The 18,638-nt window shown below is 46.1% G+C and carries 18 protein-coding genes; 6 read left to right on the forward strand and 12 right to left on the reverse strand.

The features are described from left to right. Positions 1-18: 18 nt before the first annotated feature. From NSS66_RS02495 to NSS66_RS02505, 3 genes are all read right to left on the reverse strand, one after another. Positions 19-1,098, reverse strand: coding sequence for a tetraprenyl-beta-curcumene synthase family protein (locus tag NSS66_RS02495; RefSeq protein WP_013309708.1), 1,080 nt, complete (start codon positions 1,096-1,098; stop codon positions 19-21). Positions 1,099-1,342: 244 nt separating this feature from the next. Beyond that, positions 1,343-2,692: an MATE family efflux transporter gene (locus tag NSS66_RS02500; RefSeq protein WP_340958391.1), complete on the reverse strand. Its 1,350-nt coding sequence runs from the start codon at positions 2,690-2,692 to the stop codon at positions 1,343-1,345. 200 nt (positions 2,693-2,892) lie between these two features. Then, positions 2,893-3,090 carry a cold shock domain-containing protein gene (locus tag NSS66_RS02505; RefSeq protein ID WP_013309706.1) on the reverse strand — a complete coding sequence of 66 codons (198 nt, stop codon included), beginning with the start codon at positions 3,088-3,090 and terminating at the stop codon, positions 2,893-2,895. A gap of 173 nt (positions 3,091-3,263) precedes the next feature. On the opposite strand from NSS66_RS02505, the gene NSS66_RS02510 reads away from it, so the two are divergent. The 6 genes from NSS66_RS02510 to NSS66_RS02535 all read left to right on the forward strand — a co-directional run bounded on the left by NSS66_RS02510 (position 3,264) and on the right by NSS66_RS02535 (position 8,192). Continuing rightward, the gene (locus NSS66_RS02510; protein WP_013309704.1) at positions 3,264-3,497 is read left to right on the forward strand and encodes a hypothetical protein; all 234 of its coding nucleotides are present in this window, start codon (positions 3,264-3,266) and stop codon (positions 3,495-3,497) included. A 7-nt stretch (positions 3,498-3,504) separates the two neighbouring features. Then, entirely contained in the window at positions 3,505-3,693 is a 189-nt protein-coding gene (locus NSS66_RS02515; protein ID WP_025715827.1) for a hypothetical protein, read from the forward strand. A 199-nt stretch (positions 3,694-3,892) separates the two neighbouring features. Next, a complete protein-coding gene (gene pepF, locus NSS66_RS02520; RefSeq protein ID WP_340958392.1) occupies positions 3,893-5,689 on the forward strand; it encodes an oligoendopeptidase F in 1,797 nt (598 codons plus the stop codon). Positions 5,690-5,745: 56 nt separating this feature from the next. Next, positions 5,746-6,168, forward strand: a complete 423-nt coding sequence (locus tag NSS66_RS02525; protein ID WP_028542828.1) for a LapA family protein — start codon at positions 5,746-5,748, stop codon at positions 6,166-6,168. A 13-nt stretch (positions 6,169-6,181) separates the two neighbouring features. Continuing rightward, entirely contained in the window at positions 6,182-7,219 is a 1,038-nt protein-coding gene (locus NSS66_RS02530) for a M42 family metallopeptidase (protein ID WP_340958394.1), read from the forward strand. Positions 7,220-7,292: 73 nt separating this feature from the next. Next, entirely contained in the window at positions 7,293-8,192 is a 900-nt protein-coding gene (locus tag NSS66_RS02535) for a LysR substrate-binding domain-containing protein (protein WP_279831192.1), read from the forward strand. A gap of 19 nt (positions 8,193-8,211) precedes the next feature. On the opposite strand, the gene NSS66_RS02540 is transcribed toward NSS66_RS02535, so the two are convergent. From NSS66_RS02540 to hemH, 9 genes are all read right to left on the reverse strand, one after another. Continuing rightward, complete coding sequence (locus tag NSS66_RS02540) at positions 8,212-9,201, reverse strand: aldo/keto reductase family protein (RefSeq protein ID WP_068940254.1); 990 nt, start codon at positions 9,199-9,201, stop codon at positions 8,212-8,214. A 153-nt stretch (positions 9,202-9,354) separates the two neighbouring features. Beyond that, complete coding sequence (locus NSS66_RS02545) at positions 9,355-11,304, reverse strand: ABC-F family ATP-binding cassette domain-containing protein (protein WP_339201802.1); 1,950 nt, start codon at positions 11,302-11,304, stop codon at positions 9,355-9,357. A gap of 121 nt (positions 11,305-11,425) precedes the next feature. Next, positions 11,426-12,004 (reverse strand): TetR/AcrR family transcriptional regulator, encoded by a 579-nt coding sequence (locus NSS66_RS02550; protein WP_028542833.1) that lies wholly within the window; start codon positions 12,002-12,004, stop codon positions 11,426-11,428. Positions 12,005-12,086: 82 nt separating this feature from the next. Further along, positions 12,087-12,893 carry a DUF92 domain-containing protein gene (locus NSS66_RS02555; RefSeq protein WP_053325156.1) on the reverse strand — a complete coding sequence of 269 codons (807 nt, stop codon included), beginning with the start codon at positions 12,891-12,893 and terminating at the stop codon, positions 12,087-12,089. A gap of 212 nt (positions 12,894-13,105) precedes the next feature. Continuing rightward, positions 13,106-13,729: a fumarylacetoacetate hydrolase family protein gene (locus tag NSS66_RS02560; protein WP_076294922.1), complete on the reverse strand. Its 624-nt coding sequence runs from the start codon at positions 13,727-13,729 to the stop codon at positions 13,106-13,108. Between the two features lie 39 nt (positions 13,730-13,768). Further along, positions 13,769-14,539 (reverse strand): glycerophosphodiester phosphodiesterase, encoded by a 771-nt coding sequence (locus NSS66_RS02565; protein ID WP_340958399.1) that lies wholly within the window; start codon positions 14,537-14,539, stop codon positions 13,769-13,771. An 82-nt stretch (positions 14,540-14,621) separates the two neighbouring features. Next, positions 14,622-16,100, reverse strand: a complete 1,479-nt coding sequence (locus NSS66_RS02570) for a CapA family protein (protein WP_340958401.1) — start codon at positions 16,098-16,100, stop codon at positions 14,622-14,624. A gap of 137 nt (positions 16,101-16,237) precedes the next feature. Beyond that, entirely contained in the window at positions 16,238-17,683 is a 1,446-nt protein-coding gene (gene hemG, locus NSS66_RS02575; RefSeq protein ID WP_076264302.1) for a protoporphyrinogen oxidase, read from the reverse strand. A 7-nt stretch (positions 17,684-17,690) separates the two neighbouring features. Further along, positions 17,691-18,632 (reverse strand): ferrochelatase, encoded by a 942-nt coding sequence (gene hemH, locus NSS66_RS02580; RefSeq protein ID WP_068940250.1) that lies wholly within the window; start codon positions 18,630-18,632, stop codon positions 17,691-17,693. Between the last annotated feature and the right edge of the window lie 6 nt (positions 18,633-18,638).

The following is an 18,638-nucleotide window of genomic DNA, read 5'->3' on the forward strand; positions in this document are numbered from 1 at the left end:
ATGACCTCCTCAAAATAATCATATAAGCCTTCTTATCCATCGACTGTTTAATAAGAAAAACAAACGCATGAGCGGACTATTTTTCATTAAACGTCTCGAAACAGCGCGAACGTCCTGCTGCTCGCTAACTTTAGGGTCGGATAAATATAAAGCCAGCAATCCCTCGATAATCATCCGGTGAAAGGAGCTGGCAGGGACATCTGCAATATCAGCCCGCGCCCGATTCACAACGTAGGCGATCCGGTCTAGCATCATGTCGGTATCTTCATAATAATTGCAAAAGTTAAGATCTCCGCCCTTCCGGTCTTCGTCTTGATCGATTAGATAATCCAGCAAAATATGAAGACTGCACACATGTGGAAAATACGATGCATGTATTGAGGCAGCCCCCGCATCGGTCAGATGCTGGTCGCTGGCAGCAAGAAACAGCATAAAGACCCCCAGAGTTGAACCGGTAGCCGCAGCAAACTCATTCCAGCGCAACTCTGGTGTACGGTCTTTATGAAGCGACCACCAGTCCAAAAGCGCTTGTTCCCGCAGCTCGGGTTTAATATGCTTGTATACTTGCAAATCCGTGTATAATCGCGCCAAATCCTGAACGTAAGGCATTGCCGCCTCATAGCCCGGAAGCCTGCTTACACAAGACTGACAGGTTGTCACCAGCCCGGTCAAATAACCGCCATCCTCCTGCTCACGACGCAACTCATAATAATTCACTGGCCTAGCCGTCGGATTAACCGCATCCAGCATAGCCTGATGCAACAGCCTGAAATCATCCGGGTCCATGGACGTACTGCGATCACACAGGTTGTCCAGATAATCACTAATGGTCTGATACGCTACGATCAGCGGAATTAGCGTCTGCCGGGCAGACATATTGGCTGCGGCATAAACCGCCCCACCCACGCAGTGAAACGTCTTATCCGCTATGCTCGCAAGCGCCTGGCTTCGCAGCTCAGGGTCCGGAATTTGTTCGGCCTTGCTCTTCCAGTTACTCAATTCTAGTTTCGTTTCAGGGAGAATGTGCTTGTACATTCGGCTCATTAGACCTATGGGGCCTCTCGGTACTTGATAACGTCCTTGCTCAACATAACTCAAATGACGGTGCCTCCACATTGTTGTCTACGTAATTATACCTATCCAAACCATATCCATTATAATATGTTCGTCCTTTTAGCACAAATGAACAACCTCACTTTTTTCTTTAAAATTCAAGAAAAATGAGCTATTCTCACAAAAAGACTTTATACCTGTAATGTTTTATTAGTCAAAAATAGGAGTTACACAAAATCTATCCTTATAAGACTTTAATCGCAAATAGTATAAATGGCCTACCGCCTACTTATCCCTTGTCCTCTGCTGGCTTCACGCCTTGGATTCCCTCTCCCATGCTTGCCTGCTTCCATTTCCCGAAAGCATAATAGAAAATGACTGCTACGGCAGAGATAGCAAAACCAACAGGAAAACTCCACCATACAGCATCTAGACCATACTCATCAACAAATACATAGGCCAAAGGTATACGAATGCCCCATAATGAAATAATGGTAATTAAAAGCGGTATCATTACGGAACCCGTTGATCGAACAACACCTGTAATGACATTAGTAACACCGAATATAACAAAAGACCACAAAGTGATCAGATTAATCCGCATACCCAATTCCAATGCACCCCCCGTAGAAGGAAGGAACATGAGCAAGGCCTGACGGTTAAACACGTAAATTAATACCACAGCTCCACCAGTCAACACAAAATTATACACAATCCCAATCCAGGTTGTCATGCGCACTCGATCCCAACGTCCTGCTCCGATATTTTGAGCGGCAAAGGAAGATACGGCTGCACCTAACGCCATTGCCGGCATCTGCACATAGCTGGACAAATTATTGGCTGCTGTATAAGCTGCTGCTGCCACTGTTCCGTAGCCATTAATCAGATTCATTAAAGCAATCGCGCTGGTGGAGACAGCAATCATTTGCAACCCCATCGGCACTCCCTTACGGATTAGGGTCCAAATAATCTTCCAATCAAATCTGAGTAAATGAAGCTCTGAAGAAGTAATGCGCAAAAAATATTTTACTCGATATAGGTAAATGAGGATCAACACAAAGCTAATCCCTTGAGCGATCAGGGTAGCAGTAGCGGAGCCTCCAATGCCCATAGCAGGAATCGGTCCCCATCCGAATATTAACAGCGGGTTGAGTAGTACATCCAGTACGACAGAAACGATTAGAAAATAAAATGGTGTTTTGGAATCTCCAGCGCCTCTCATTACGGTCATTATGTAGTTATAGCCGTACAAAAAGGGCATACCTGCGAAAATAATACGTGTATACGTGATCGCCATATCCACCGATTCGGCAGGTGTATTGAGTACATGAAGAATCCAAGGCGCACTCAAAAATCCGATAATACCTATAGCAAAAGCGAGCACCAGAAAAAAAACTGCACTTGTACCTACTACACGCTTGGTTTCAGCTACGTCTCCTGCTCCGATATTTTGTCCGATCATAATGGTGGCCGCCATGGTGACGCCAAAAATCGAACTGATAAGAAAAAACATTATAATATTTCCGTTGGAAGCGGCAGTCAATGCGGCTTCTCCCAGAAACTTTCCAACCCAGATCGAATTGATCGTTCCATTCAGGGATTGCAGAATGTTTCCGAACAGCATCGGCAAAGAGAACATAAACAGCGTTTTAAGATGTCTTCTGCTTAGTTTTATTACGTATAATACCCTATTCCTGCTCAATCTTCTCATATCATAAACGTATTTACGCAAAAAAGCGCAGTCCCTTAAATGTAAGGAACTGCGCTCTCAATTCATAGTTTAACCGTAATATATAAGACATCCGTAGAAACGGAACCATTCTTACAATTCAGTTACACTTACAGTTTGATTACGTTAGCTGCTTGGGGTCCACGGTTACCTTCAGTAATTTCGAATTCAACCGCTTGACCTTCTTCCAAAGTTTTAAAGCCGTCGCCTTGGATTGCGGAGAAATGTACGAATACGTCCTCGCCACCATCCATTTGAATGAAGCCATAACCTTTTTCTGCGTTAAACCATTTAACTGTACCTTTCAAGTGAACAACCTCCTAAAAATACCGCCATCTATGGCGAATATCCATATTATACTTCATGCTTTTTCACAATGCAATTGATGTTTTTCCTGGTTTTTCGGGCTGGAATGATTTGCTTTTGCGGCGGAAACTGCGGTATCATGAACCAAAACATCTATAAAATCGGAGACATGCATATGATGAAAAAACACGAAATATACAAAAAAGACAATTGGAACATGATGACTGTCGAGGTGCAGGGCCGTTACATCGTTCTACGGGAAATATCCGATGATTGGGGCGAGGAAGCCCACACGTTTTTAAGCCGTCCGGCGCTGATGCATTGGGCTCAAAATCGGTTTCCCAAGCAGTCCTTTCAAGATAATGAGGAAGAGTGGCAGCGGATCATGAACGCTTTCAAACAGGTCTAGCCTATTCATGGTGTCCAACAGCTATCTCATCTTCATTATTCTGGCCTTCACGCTGGGCGGAGTGCTGATCATGAAGCGTGATACGATACCGACTCCTCTCAAAAAGTGGATGGCCCTCACTGCTGTAATCATGGTTTGCCTTGCCTTTTATCTTATTGTATACAGCTTATTAAATATAGGTTCCAACCCACAGTAAGGAAAATTATACTTTCGGGCGTAAGAGGTCATACTATGGCATAACAAGCCATGGTATAAGGAGGATCTGCCGTTACATGCATCCTGTAAAACCTCTTGCCCTGCTGCTTACGGTAAGCGTGGCGGTTTCTTCGTTTTGGCATCCGTCCCTTACTGCCGCAGCCCTACCCCACATTACGTTCGATCAGAGGAGGCTCTCCATGAGTGAAATTGTAAAACGCGCTGATGCGCCAGTGGAAAATACATGGAAACTGGAAGATTTGTTTCCTAACCGCAAAGCATGGGATCAAGAATACGAAGAAGTCAAACAACTAGCCAAAAAGGCTGAACAATTCCAAGGCAAGCTCAATTCAGCAGAGTCGATTGGCAGCTGTTTTAAATTGGAAGATGAATTGTCGCTTAAAACCGAGCGTGTATATGTGTACGCACATCTGCATCATGATGAGGATACAGCTGAACCTACATACCAGGGTCTTTCGCAAAAAGCAAAAAAATTAGGCGTTGAGGTTAGCGAGTCTCTTTCTTTTGTGACGCCTGAAATTTTGGCACTGCCGGATCATCAGCTTGATGCCTTCATTGAAGATCCAAAGCTTGCAGATTATCGGTTTACACTTCAAGAAATGAAGCGGGAAAAAGCACATATTTTGGGGAAGACAGAAGAAGCGCTGCTCGCTCAGGTTGGCAATCTGGCTCAAGCCCCGCAAACGATTTTTGGCATGCTCAACAACGCTGATCTGAAGTTTCCAAAAATTAAGGATGAGAACGGCAAAGAGGTTGAGCTGACTCATGGCAGCTACATTCAATTCCTCGAAAGTCCGCACCGCGAAGTACGCGAACGTGCTTTTAAAGCGGTATATGACACATATGCCAAAAATAAAAATACAATTGCTTCTACACTAAGTGCCAATGTAAACAAGAATATTTTTTATTCTCGTGTTCGCAAATACCCTTCTGTACTGGAAATGTCACTGTACGGTGACAATATTCCGAAGGAAGTGTACACGAATCTCATTGACACCATTCATGAAAGCTTACCCCTGCTCCATCGTTACATCAAACTGCGTAAAAAGTTGTTAGGTGTGGATGAGCTCCATATGTATGATTTGTTCGCTCCGCTTGTGGACGAATACAAGATGGACATTACGTATGAAGACGCCAAAACGCAAACAAAAGAAGGCCTTAAGCCACTGGGCGAGGACTATCTCGCTTCGCTGCAAAAAGGCTATGATGAGCGCTGGATCGATGTATACGAAAACGAAAACAAACGTACTGGTGCATACAGTTGGGGAGCTTATGGTACCCACCCATATGTGCTGCTGAATCATAAAGACAACCTGAACAGCATGTTCACACTTGCTCATGAAATGGGGCATGCGTTGCATTCGTACTATTCAGACAACGCATTGAAGTATAGAGATGCACAGTACACCATTTTCCTGGCTGAAGTGGCATCCACAACCAATGAAGCGTTGCTAATGGACTACTTGCTGAACAAATCAACCGATCCGAAAGAGAAAATGTACCTTCTCACCTACTATGCAGATCAATTCCGCACAACGGTATTCCGTCAAACCATGTTTTCGGAATTTGAGAAAATTGTACATGAACGCGCTGAACAGGGGGAATCCCTTACACCGCAGCTTTTATCGGAGATTTACTATGATCTGAATGTGAAATATCACGGGCCTGACATGAAGGTAGACAAAGACATTGAAATGGAATGGGCACGGATCCCTCATTTTTATAACAGTTTTTATGTCTACAAATATGCTACTGGCTTCTCGGCAGCAACTAGTTTCTCGAAACAGATTCTGGAAGAAGGCCAACCAGCCGTTGATCGTTACTTGGGCTTCTTAAAGAGCGGTGGCAGTGATTATTCAATTAATATTTTGAAAAAAGCTGGTGTTGACATGTCTTCTCCGCAGCCGATTCGCGAAGCGATGAGCGTATTCGAAGAAGTCATTACAGAAATGGAAAAGCTAACTGAAGGAAAGTAAAACCGTGCGCACTTAAAATCCAGCATTGAAATGATGCACGGATAAATCCCTTGTCCATGGCGGGCAAGGGATTTTATAATGTAACGGGAGGAGGTGGCATTTTGAAAACACAATGGTCTTTGATCGCAGCTCTTGTTATTGCTCTGTTAACAGCTGTATTTGCTGTTATTAATGTGAATTCGGTTCAAGTGAACCTTCTATTCAGTATGGTTAGCATTCCTTTGATTCTGCTTATTCTTGGTTGCACTCTTCTAGGTGGACTTATTGTCGGTTCTTTCGGTATTTTCCGCCAATATAGGCTTCAGAGAGAGATTAAACGTCTGACTACTCAGCTTCATACATTACAAGAAGAGCACACATCCACGGTGGAAGCAAACGCGGATGTGACCTATGACACGACTGGGTCTTCCAGCACAGGGTCTACTTTCGACCAAGATATAGAGCAACCGTCCTCTAACCCTGATCGGTTGTCCAAATGAGGAGGAGCAACAAATGACGATTCAATTAAATGAAGATTATATGATGAACTTTTTAAATCAGCTACTGAACACGCCCAGTCCCAGTGGGTACACACACCATGTGATGGAGCTGATTCATAAGGAAGCTGAGAGCCTCGGGGTACCCATCGAATGGAATGCAAAAGGCGGTGCCATCTTGACTCTGGAAGGTCAGGAAACGGACCGTACGGTGGCGCTGAGCGCACATGTGGATACATTGGGCGCGATGGTACGTTCGATTACAGCACAAGGCACCCTACGTCTGACATCCGTCGGCGGTTTCATGATGAACAGCATTGAGAACGAATACTGCCTTATTCATACCCGAAGCGGACAAACGTATACGGGCACTATTCTGTCCAGCCATCCATCCGTGCACGTCTATGATGATGCACGAAGCTTTGAGCGCAAGGAGAGCCACATGGAGGTTCGGATTGACGAGCTTGTTGAGTCAAAAGAAGACGTGCTTCAGCTCGGTATTGCGGTGGGCGATTTTATTTCGTTCGATGCGCGTCCAGTCGTAACACCGAGTGGATTTATCAAGTCACGGCATCTGGATGATAAAGCTAGTGTAGCTGCACTGTTTGGTCTACTGGAATCTGCTGTACATGGAAACTGGAAGCCTCGACATACCGTTAAATTGCTCATTTCTAACTATGAGGAAGTGGGGCACGGAGCGGCTTACATACCTAAAGGAATCAGTGAGATGATAGCTGTCGATATGGGCTGTATGGGTGAAGATCTGAGCTGCAAGGAAACGGATGTTTCTATCTGTGCCAAAGATTCCTCCGGGCCTTACGACTATAATATGACGACCCGTCTGATTGAGCTGGCCAAAGAGCTGAATATTCCGTATGCTGTAGATATTTATCCGCACTACGGTTCGGACGCTTCGGCTGCACTAAGAGCAGGTAATAACATCCGGGCTGCTTTGATCGGCCCTGGCGTACACGCCTCCCATGCAATGGAGCGCACACACAAGCAGGCCGTGGTGAACACTGCACGTCTGCTTGCAGCTTATGTGACAGTTTAATTCGAACGATAAAAACCGACCTGTTCCACTGGAGAATAGGTCGGTGAAGGCTTAGTGAAAGGAAATCACAGCTATGGATCTGAAAAAACTACGTTACTTTATCGCAGTAGCGGAAGAACTGCATTTTAACCGTGCTGCGAAAAAACTGAATATCACCCAACCTCCCTTGAGCCAACAAATTCAAAGCCTTGAAGAAGAGCTTGGTGTGAAGCTTTTGGAACGAACCAAAAGACAAGTTCGACTTACGTCAGCAGGAGCGATATTTTTAGAAGAATCCAGAAACATGGTTGCTCAATTGGAAAGATCTATTAAGATCACACAGCTTGCAAGTCAGGGGAAGTTCGGACATTTATCCATCGCTTTTGTAGATTCAGCCTCTGGCAGTCTGATGGTTAATGCCTTGAAGAAATTCCGAGAGCGCTTCCCAGATGTGAAGCTTACGTTATTTGAAATGACATCTGTCCAACAACTAAAAGCCATACACGATGGCAAAGTTCATGTGGGCTTCCTGCGCAGTGCAGATCCATCTATACATATCACTTCTCGTCTTTACACCAACGAATCACTCATGGCCGTTCTTCCTCAGACACATCCGTTAGCCCACCATTCAACCTTGTCTTTACGTTCTTTAGCGGACGAATCTTTTATCCTGTCTCCGCCTCATATGGGAGCTTCTTTTCATAATCTCATACTCGACTTTTGCGGACAACATGGATTTCAGCCTCAAATCGTACAGGAAGCCGTTCAAATGTATACGATCGTTAACTTGGTAGCGGCGGGTATAGGTATCTCCATTGTCCCCTCTTCCGTATCTGTCTTTCAACGCAGTGATGTCGTATTTCGTTCATTTCAAGAAGAGTCTCCGTCCATCCCACTTTATGCTGCATGGAAAACAGGTGCACATGAAACTGTTCTGACTCATTTTCTGGAAGTGGTTGAAGAAACAGCTTGTAACGAAGAGTTAGACATGTAAATCTCCTTGATCGTATATCTTAACCTGTTTTTCTCGGATCACGTTCAACAATACCATTTAAAACGCTATCCAATTGTCTCATGACCTGCCCATCTAGACGGACACCCGCAGCTTTTACGTTCTCTTTAACCTGCTCGGGCTTGGAAGCACCGATAATAGCTGAGGACACTTGCGGGTTTTGTAAAACCCATGCGACTGCAAGCTGGGGCAGCGTCAGTCCGCATTCTTCTGCAATCGGCTGAATTTTCTTTACTGCCAAAAGGACTTCTTTACGTAACCATTGTCCAGCCAAACGTTCGAAAAATGGTGACCCTGCTGTCGTAGAAGCTCGTGAACCCTCGGGTAACGGCTTGTCTGCTGCATATTTACCAGAAAGAATACCTTGTGCCAGAGGTGACCAAACCACCTGCCCAATCCCTTCCTGCTCACAAGCGGGAATCACTTCAGCTTCAATGACACGCCATAGCATGGAATATTGGGGCTGACTTGCCACGAATGGGACCTTTAATTCCCTAGCCAGAGCAGCTCCTTGCTTTATCTGCTCTGCTGTCCACTCGCTTACTCCTACATACAAAACCTTCCCTTGCCGCACCAAGTCGGATAAGGCCAAAAAAGTTTCTTCAAGCGATACGGTTGGATCAAAACGGTGTGCATAATATACATCAATATAATCCGTTTGTAGGCGTCGAAGAGAAGCATGGCAGGCCTCCATGATATGTTTACGAGACAGCCCTTTATCATTCTGTCCGGTACCTGTGGGATGAAAAACCTTAGTACATAATTCAATACTTTCACGGCGTATTCCCTTTAAAGAATGACCCAAAACCGTTTCCGCCAGGGTATCCGAATACACATCAGCGGTATCAAACGTGGTAATCCCTGAGTCTAATGCAGCGTTTACACAGGCTTGCGCTATGGTATCATCCACTTGAGCACCGTGGGTGATCCAGTTTCCCAATGCGATCTCACTTACCATCAAACCACTTTTTCCAAGTTTACGATATTCCATTTTCAATTCCTCCCCTCCATCTGCAATCCATTATACCCACTGTAATTTAATATTAGAAATATATAATTGACTCGCTTTTAATATGAAAAACGTATTAATAATTCGATAAAAAAAGCAAGCCCCCACTCTGAATGGTGACTTGCTTTTGTGTTTTTAAGATTTACTTTGTTCAATCTGCTCGGCTAGCTCATTCAGGTAGGTCCAGCGTTCCATTTGGTGCTCCAGATGCTGTTCGGCCTTTACTTGCTCAGCCATGAGCTCCTGTAGTCGTGCTGAATCACTGAAAGACTCTTCCATCTGCCGCTGAATGTCGGCCAACTTCTGTTCGGCTTGTTCAATCAGTTCATCAATTTGCTCATATTCCCGCTGTTCCTTGAAGGTGAATTTAAGCTTGGTTTTACTTGTCTCCTTGACTGAATCGGAAGGACCCGCAGACTTAGGCGCGGAAGAGCGATTCGAGGAAGCCGTACTCGTCGAGACAGACGTATTCACAGAAGATTGAGCATTTTTACTGATCCATTCTGCATACTCACTATAGTCGCCTACATGTACTCGTACCTGTCCATCCCCTTCAAACGCCAGTATTTTGTCCACTGTCCGATCCAGGAAATAGCGATCATGAGAAACAATAAACACCACGCCCGGGAATTCATCCAGATAGTCTTCCAAAACGGAAAGGGTTTGAATATCCAGATCATTTGTTGGTTCATCCAGCAATAGCACATTCGGTGCCGACATCAGAACACGAAGCAGATACAAGCGCCGTTTTTCACCCCCGGACAGCCTGGAAATAACCGTCCATTGCGCGCTTGGTGCAAACAGGAAACGCTCCAGCATTTGTGCAGCTGTAATCGTCGAACCGTCTGCTGTACGAATCACTTCGGCTTCTTCCTTAATATACTCAATAACACGCAGTGATTCGTTCATTTCCTGATGTTCCTGAGTAAAATAGCCTATCTTCACGGTCGGCCCCAGCACAACACTGCCGGAATCCGGTTCTATATGCTGGGCAATCATTTGGAGCAGAGTGGATTTCCCACTACCGTTAGGACCTAGGATACCAACACGATCACCAGGAACCGCAATGTAGCTCAGGTCCTGTATCAGCTTACGGGAATCTACCGATTTGGACAGATGCTCGATCTCCAATATCTTTTTACCCAGACGTGTGGAGGCGACAGACATATCTACAGATCCAGAACGAGCTTCCGGTTGCTGATCCCTAAGCTGCTCATATCGATCAATACGCGCTTTCTGCTTGGTGGAACGAGCCTTTGCTCCACGACGAATCCAGGCCAGCTCATTACGCAGCAAGTTCTTCCTTTTTTGTTCCGTAGACGCTTCCCGCTCCTCACGTTCTGCCTTCAGCTCCAGAAAACGGGTATAGTTAGCCTCATAACGGAAAAGGCGGCCATGATCCAGCTCCAACATGACATTTGCAACTCTATCCAGAAAATAGCGATCATGCGTGATCATTAACAACGCACCACGTCTTTTTTGCAAATACTGCTCCAACCATTCAACAGACTCATTATCAATATGGTTTGTAGGCTCGTCCAGAATGAGCAACTCGCAGGGTTGGATCAAAGCCGCCGCCAAAGCCACCCGCTTACGCTGCCCGCCGGATAGAACACCCATACGAGACTCAAACTGGGTGATCCCCAGTCGGGTAAGTATATTTTTGGCCTCACTCTCCAGCTGCCATGCCTGGAACGTATCCATTTGCTGACTTGCTCGCAATAGACGATTTTGAAGCTCCTCGCTACCCGGATTTAATTCCAACAACTCCATGATTTCCGTATATTCACGGACCGCCTTCATCTCAGGCTGGTTGCCATGAAAAATATGCTGGAGCACCTTCATTTCGGGATCAAACTCCGGATTTTGTGCTAGATACTGAATTCGCACATCGTTGTTCACTGCAATATTGCCATCATCTGGCGGCTCTAAGCCGGAAATTACACGTAAAAACGTTGATTTGCCGGTACCATTTACACCGACGACCCCTATTTTGTCACGTTCATCCATACCAAAGGAAGCATCCTCAAACAACATTTTCTCGCCATAGCTTTTCGTTATATGTTCAACGGTCATAATATTCATACGGATTCCCTACTCTTCCCCTATTTTGTGATGCATCCTGTTTATTTTAACACAGACACAGCCAATGATTAAAAAAACCGTTACCTGAACGAAGTCAGTACGGTTTTTTAGCAACAAGATGTCAGGATTTTTGTACCCCGGCTTTACAGCCATGCATAAATAAGTTCGCCGCTAATTCAGCCGTCTGATCTACGTCACATTCGCGGAAATCTTTATTCAATAAAATATCCATTTTTAGGCGTTCCAACATACCAATGAATGCCTTCGCATGAAACTCAGACTGCTGTACACCCTCTGACGCCAGTTTATTTTTGACCAAATCAGTATAGTCCTGGATAAATCCCCACATAAACTCCATTAGGTCGGGGTCACTGTTGGGGGTCATAAAAAATAATTTAGTATGCTGCTTGCGCTTGAAATAGTAGTGCAGATGCAAATTTGCCATCCGCAGCAGTCCTTCTCCCAAAGTACGATTGATTAATGCGCCTTGCATTTCGGCTAGGTATTGCTCGCAATCTCTACGTGTGACTGCTGTAAATAGCTGCTCTTTGCTTTTAAAGTACAAGTATACTGTGCCTTTGGCAACTCCCGCTTGTTCTGCAATCTCGGAAATTTTGCTTTCATAAAAGCCTTTGGTGCCAAAGACGGTGTAAGCGGCGTCCAAAATAGCTTCATATTTATCTCCTTGTATATCGCCCATCTTAGCACCTCCTTATACAAGGATTGAAACACGGTCAATTCTTATAACAATTTTTTCCTTGTAATGATCTCCAGCTCCGTGTTCAAAGTATAAAAAAAATACCTGCAAGAGCGACCAATCCTCCGAAAATAGAACTAATGCTATTCACCCGATCATTGCTCATCCAACGCCAGCCTCGTACATAGACCGTCGTTTGTCCACAATGTGATTCTACTTCTACTTCCCGTCCGCAAACCGTGCAGGAACGCATCATTTGCACTGTAGCACCTAGATAGGAATCAGCAAAGGCCCCGGCGCTACCGGATATACCTCCAACCAGTGCCCACAGCCATAACGGCAAGCTCGGCGTTCCTATGGCGTGTCCAAAGCCCCATGCACCTATGCCGATCAGTACACCCCCAGCCAAGGCCGCAGCCGTTCCCAATACAGATACTCCTCCTGAGGTTCCGGGTGCGAGCACCTTCCCGTTAAGCACCGAACGGGGTGGCCTACGACTCAGGCTGCCAAATTCCGTTGCCCACGTATCGGATGTTACCGTAGCCATGACACCGACAAAAGCCAGCTGCCACGTAACATGAGGCCATATCGCATAGCCCAGGCATAACAGCATACCTAATCCCCCATTGGCCCATACTTGGCCTGCATCCCGGTTTCCGGTTTTGGCATACGATTTTTCCAGCTCAGCCTTGCGCTCCTTTTTGAACCTCGACAGGAGGGTCGACGTGATAAAGAACAAGAGCAATGTGCCGAACCAGAACAGGTTACCCGCCCCATAATATACGGTTCCCATCAGTACAGCCGTGGCAAAGCCAGATAAGGTTAAGGATTTTTTATAAAATGCAGCTCCCGCCACCACAGCAGCACAAAGCAATCCGATGATCCAGTCCATGATATACCCCCGCTTTTGAAATGAATCTCCGTTTTTCTTTTTTCGTTCTGTATATTATTGTACAATGCTCTACACTTATATAAAAGCCGTGTCCCATGCTTTGGCACAGGACACGGCCTTCACAATGCTTTTCTAAGGGAATCGCTCTTTACTTCCCAACTACCAAGAACATTCCCTTTTTTAATCCTCATCCATGAATGCCGTTCACAAATTTATGCAATGGTGAAGCTTCCCTGACGATCACTCCCCCAGAAAAGCTCAAAGCGATCCCCGCTTGCTGTAGGCCCTACTCCTGCTGGAGTACCTGTAAAAATAATATCCCCTTCACCCAGCCCATAATGAGTCGCTATATATTCAACGATGTGCTGGATAGAAAAAATCATATCCTTAACATGTCCACGCTGGACTTCCTGTCCATTTTTGAGCAAGGAAAAATCCTGCTGCTCCAGCATGTCCAATTTTTCTAAAGGCAGGAATGGTGTCACGGGAGCAGACGATTTGAAGCCTTTGGCGGCGGTCCATGGATGGCCTTTTTTCTTGAGGATACTTTGTACATCACGCAGGGTAAAATCAATGCCGAATGCAAATGCGTTTAGACACGTATCTGCAGACATGCCTGGTTCGTATTTACGTCCTACAGCCACGACCAGCTCAGTCTCAAAATGAATATCTCCCTGCCCCTGAGGAAGCTCCAGCGTGGCGCCATCCAGCGGCACGACTGCATGAGACGGCTTCAAAAAAATCATCGGTTCTGCGGGAACCTCATTACCCAGCTCCTCCGCATGCAGCTTATAATTGCGCCCAACACAGTAAACATTACGAATTTCCACGTTCATCACGATCCGTCACCCTTCCCGCGTATGTAGTCCAATTGATTAACGAATAAGTTTACGTATATAGTGCCACATCCGGTGCTTGGAAAGCAAAAAAACCTGCTCCCAGCGATCCGGCCAATTAGTGCAAATCATCAATTCAGGATGTAATGAGGACAATTTCCGCATTATACGGCGGTCATCCACCGTCCACGCCATGACAGTAATACCGCGGCCAGTGAGATCTTTCATCAGGTTTCGATCCAAACGCGGATAGCCTATGGATAAAAAAGTGCATTGTAGCTGCTCCAGTTGCGTTGCCAAATCATCTGGACGCGCATCGATAATCAATCCGGTACGGATCTCAGGAGACAGCTCCTTAGCCCGGCGTACTGCGGCACGCTCAAAAGAGGTTAATACCACCTCTCCCTCCATCCCTCTCATCACAATTTCACGGAGTACGGCTTTCTCCAGTCCCGGATACATATCTCCCGCTGTTTTAAGCTCAATATTGAGTGATACGCGGCCACGACATAAATCCAGTACCTGTGCGAGGGAAGGGATCATTTCTCCACGGTATTCTGCACTTTTCCAGCTACCAGCATCAAGTTGTTGCAATGCTTTCCAGTCTGAATCCTTTACTTTCCCTATACCATTCGTCGTGCGCTCCAGCGTAAAATCATGAATTACCACCGGAACACCGTCCTTTGACAGCTGTACATCCAGCTCAACCCAGTGTACAAATGGCTGCTTCAACGCAAGCTTAAAGGCTGCCATCGTGTTCTCGGGAGCAATACCCGAAAAACCGCGGTGAGCCACGCACAAATGATTCATCTTAATATGACCTCCATCCATAAAGGAGTCCCTCATAGGATCGTTCCGTCAATTCCCATATAAAAAATTTCTTTTCGAGCTTCTATTGAGCGCTTACTGTACCATCCGTCCCTATCGAGACATTTCCTGGTGACAGTGCCGCCACTCTCTGCAAAATTTTACTGGCCTCCGTTTCCTTCAATGGGATCGGTTGACCTAGCTCCGCCCGGTAAGGGGTCAGCTTCATTTCGCAAGCCCCTTTTCGGGTGCAGGTTGCCTGAAATATGGCTGTATCCCAAGTGGCTGGCACCGTTGATTTAGAAAAAATAAAATTGCCTGTGCTGTATGCGATCCATTTACCTTTATATTGCTCCATCCCTTGAAGCACATGTGGATGACCGCCAATGACAAGATCAGCTCCAGCATCAATAAAAGCATGCGATAACTCGGTCTGATGGGGCTCAAGTGCAGTAGCGCGCTCCTTCCCCCAATGGGCAATGACAATCACCAGATCGGCCTGCATTCGTGCCTCACGGATGGACTTTACGATAGCGGACGAATCATAGGCTCCTGCTACACCGGGCAGTTTGGCGCCCGCATTCCAGTTGGCTTCAGGCATGACACGTGTAGTCCCTAATAACGCAATTTTGATCCCTTTACGTTCAAAATAATGCGGCGCATACGCTTCTTTTGCATTACGTCCGGCTCCAGCATGGGAAATACCTTTTTCATCCAGATATTTCAGTGTATCCAATAATCCGTCTGTGCCCTGATCCAAAATGTGATTATTGGCCAAATTGACAGCATCTATCCCTGCCGCAGCCAACGCAGTTAACGCCTTGGGCGAAGATTTATACACATACGTTTTATTTAACGCACCCACACCATTCGTTGTCACGGGCGTTTCCAGATTGGCAATCGTCAGATCGTCTTTATGAAAAAAGTTTCCGAGATATTGATACGGAAACTCAAACCCATTCTGTTCCAATCGCTGCTCAACTTTACCGGAAAATTGCACATCCCCTACAAAGTGAAGCGTGACTGTCGGAGAATCTGCACCGTCTGTTTTGGATCTTTTTACATCCTCCGTTCCTCCCTTATCCGCGGATGGATTACCGTCGTATTCCTTATTGGACGTATCGTTCCCTGCTTGCCCGTCTTTCCCCGAGGATAATTTTGCTCCTGAAGAGCTGCCTTCGGGAGCATTTGTGTCAGACGTTGTCGCGGGACGATGGCTTGTGTCTGAAGCAGCAGATTGCTTCGTTTTATCGTCAGCAAATTGTTTATCTGCATGGTGGCCTTCGTCCAGCTGTTTATTTGACAAGGCTGTAACATTTTCACTGACCGAGGGAGTAGACCGCTCTTCACTAGCAGATTCCGTTTGGATTTTCTTCTCCGTTTGCGAATACCCGGCATTTTCCGCAAGAGAGCCACTGTTGTCGTGTTCAAATATGTAATAATAACCGAAAAGACCTACGATCATAAGCAGCAGGACCAGATTCGTAATAATCCAAGCCTTGCCTATTTTTGGTTTTCTTGCTTTCTTGCGACCTTCATTTCTCTGTGATCTGGGAGGGTACATTCTTCACTCCTTCTATGCTATTGCATATGCATAACTTCTTTATTAGCTGGCGAATTTTACACCTTCTCCATTATATATCAAATTTCAATATAAATAGAACCCCTCGCCTGGATCGCGAAGGGTTCATCATTGAACATTTACACCTGTACCTGGACCGCCTCCTGCTGTGTCGTTTGAACGGCATGGGAGGCCCATTCCTTAGCTTGACGGATGCAATCCGGTAAACCAATCGCATCATAGCCAGCACCCAACACATACACTCCCGGCATGGCAGTGCGTAACTCTTCCCGCAAATCAGCTATAGCCTGCGGATGCCCTACCGGATATTGCGGCATGGAATTGCGAAGACGTGTAATTTCCGTGAACAGCGGAGTTGCTGTAACTCCCATCATCTCTTTCAAATCCTTACGTACCAGTGCAATCAGCTCATCATCCGGTAACTCTACAGTGTCTTCAGCTCCTGCTCGCCCTACATAACAGCGCAACAGCACCTTATCATCCGGGCTAGTATGTAGCCACTTGGCAGACGTCCATGTGCAAGCGGTCACGCTGCGTCCTTCTTTGCGAGGGACCAGAAAACCAGAACCGTCAAAGACATTCTCAATATCATTTTTATCGAAGGCCATGACCACGTTTGCTACGGAGACATAATTAACGGCTTCCAGTGCAGCCACATTGACATGATCTCGCAATAGCGGCGCAGCAGCAAAGTTGGGAGTCGTTACAAAAATATCATCCGCCTCCAGCGTCTCTCCATTATCCAGCATAACGCGATATGGGCTGTCTCCACTTTCCGTGGTCTTTGTGAATTCTGTAACAGCAATTCCGGTGCGTAAATCACAGTCATACAAATCATTCAGCAACGCATGCACCAAACTTTGCAAGCCTTGACGGAAGGTCAAAAAGGCGCTTTTTTTCGTACCTGTATGTGTTTCAGCTGGTTTTCGGCCTGTCATCATCCCGTGAATGAGGCTTCCATATTGCTGCTCTACCTCAGCAAATTGTGGGAAGGTCGCCTGCAAACTTAGCGTCTTCATGTTGGCAGCATAAATCCCCGCCAGCAGTGGCTCGGTTACATTTTCCAGCACTTCTTTGCCCAGTCGGCGTTCAATAAAATCACCCAACGCCTCATCTCCCGGTACACGGCGAGGCGGAATGACAAAATCCATCATAGCCCGCATTTTCCCGCCTAGAGAGATCAAGCCGCTGCGCAAAAAAGGTTTCAGCTCTGTTGGAATCCCCAGCACCAGCCCAGGAGGCATCGGATGAAGCTGTCCTTCATGCAAAATGTATGTCTTTTTAGCCTCAGGATTTGTGCTCACCAGTTCATGATCCAACTCCAGCTCTTTTGCCAGGTCTATCATGGCCGTTTTACGGGCCAGAAAGGAATCTGGCCCCTTTTCAATTACAAAACCATCTTTATGCAGCGTTTCAATTTTCCCGCCCAGCACGGAAGCTTTCTCCACCAACGTAATTCGAGGTGTATAGCCAGCTTCTTTGTACATTTTTCGTGTATAAAAAGCAGTGCTAAGCCCGGTCAAGCCTCCGCCTACAATTACAATATTACGTAACTTTTGCTCCATTATGTCCTCATCCCTTTTTCCATTGGTCTATGATGACATCACTAAGCGTCTCCATATACAGTGGATCACTGTTGAGTGAATCAATACGCTGAAAACGCATATCCAATTCCTTCGCTAACGCCTGTGCTTCAATATCCAGATCGTATAACACCTCTAAGTGATCAGAAACAAAGCCAACTGGCGCAGCCAGCACATACTCCACTTGCTCCTCTTTAAGACTGTGCATGGTATCCAAAATGTCTGGCCCCAGCCATGGCTCTGCTGTACGACCGGCGCTTTGCCACGTAAACTGCCAGTTGGTAATTCCCGCCTTGTCCGCAACAGCCTGCGATGTAGCCATTAATTGCTCAACATAAGGATCACCCATAGCCAAAATCCGTTCAGGCAAGCTGTGCGCACTAAACAGAACACGAACCTCATCCCGCTTGGCTCCAGCTTCTTCAAAAAGCGCCAGTTTGGCGTTTACACGCTCAGTCAGCGTCTTAATCAGCTTTGGATGAAGATAATAGCTCTCCACAAATGATATGGCTAGATCCAGTTCCTGTGCCTTAGCCTGTGCGCGCTTAATATAAGTGCCTACACTCATAACGGAATAATGAGGAGCCAGCACGACACCCACCGCTGTACGAATGCCATCTTGCACCATAGCTTCCACACCGTCCTCAATAAACGGTTTGGCATGTTTGAGTCCCTGATAACAGATAAATTCAATGTCCGGGTTGCGATTTTCCCGATTTAAGGTTTCCTGCAAGTTTTGAACCTGCCGATCCGTGTTCTGCCGCAGCGGAAACACACCGCCTACAATAGCTTCATAACGATCCTTTAATTCTTTTAACTGCTCCGGCGAGGGAGCATTGCCGCGACGAATATGTGTATAATAGGCTTCCACCTGATCCAGACTCTCCGGCGTCCCGTAGGACATGACCAGTACACCCACTTTTGTTTTCATTAACAG

The sequence above is a fragment of the Paenibacillus sp. FSL R10-2748 genome, assembly GCF_038005565.1.
Lineage (GTDB): Bacteria > Bacillota > Bacilli > Paenibacillales > Paenibacillaceae > Paenibacillus > Paenibacillus polymyxa_B.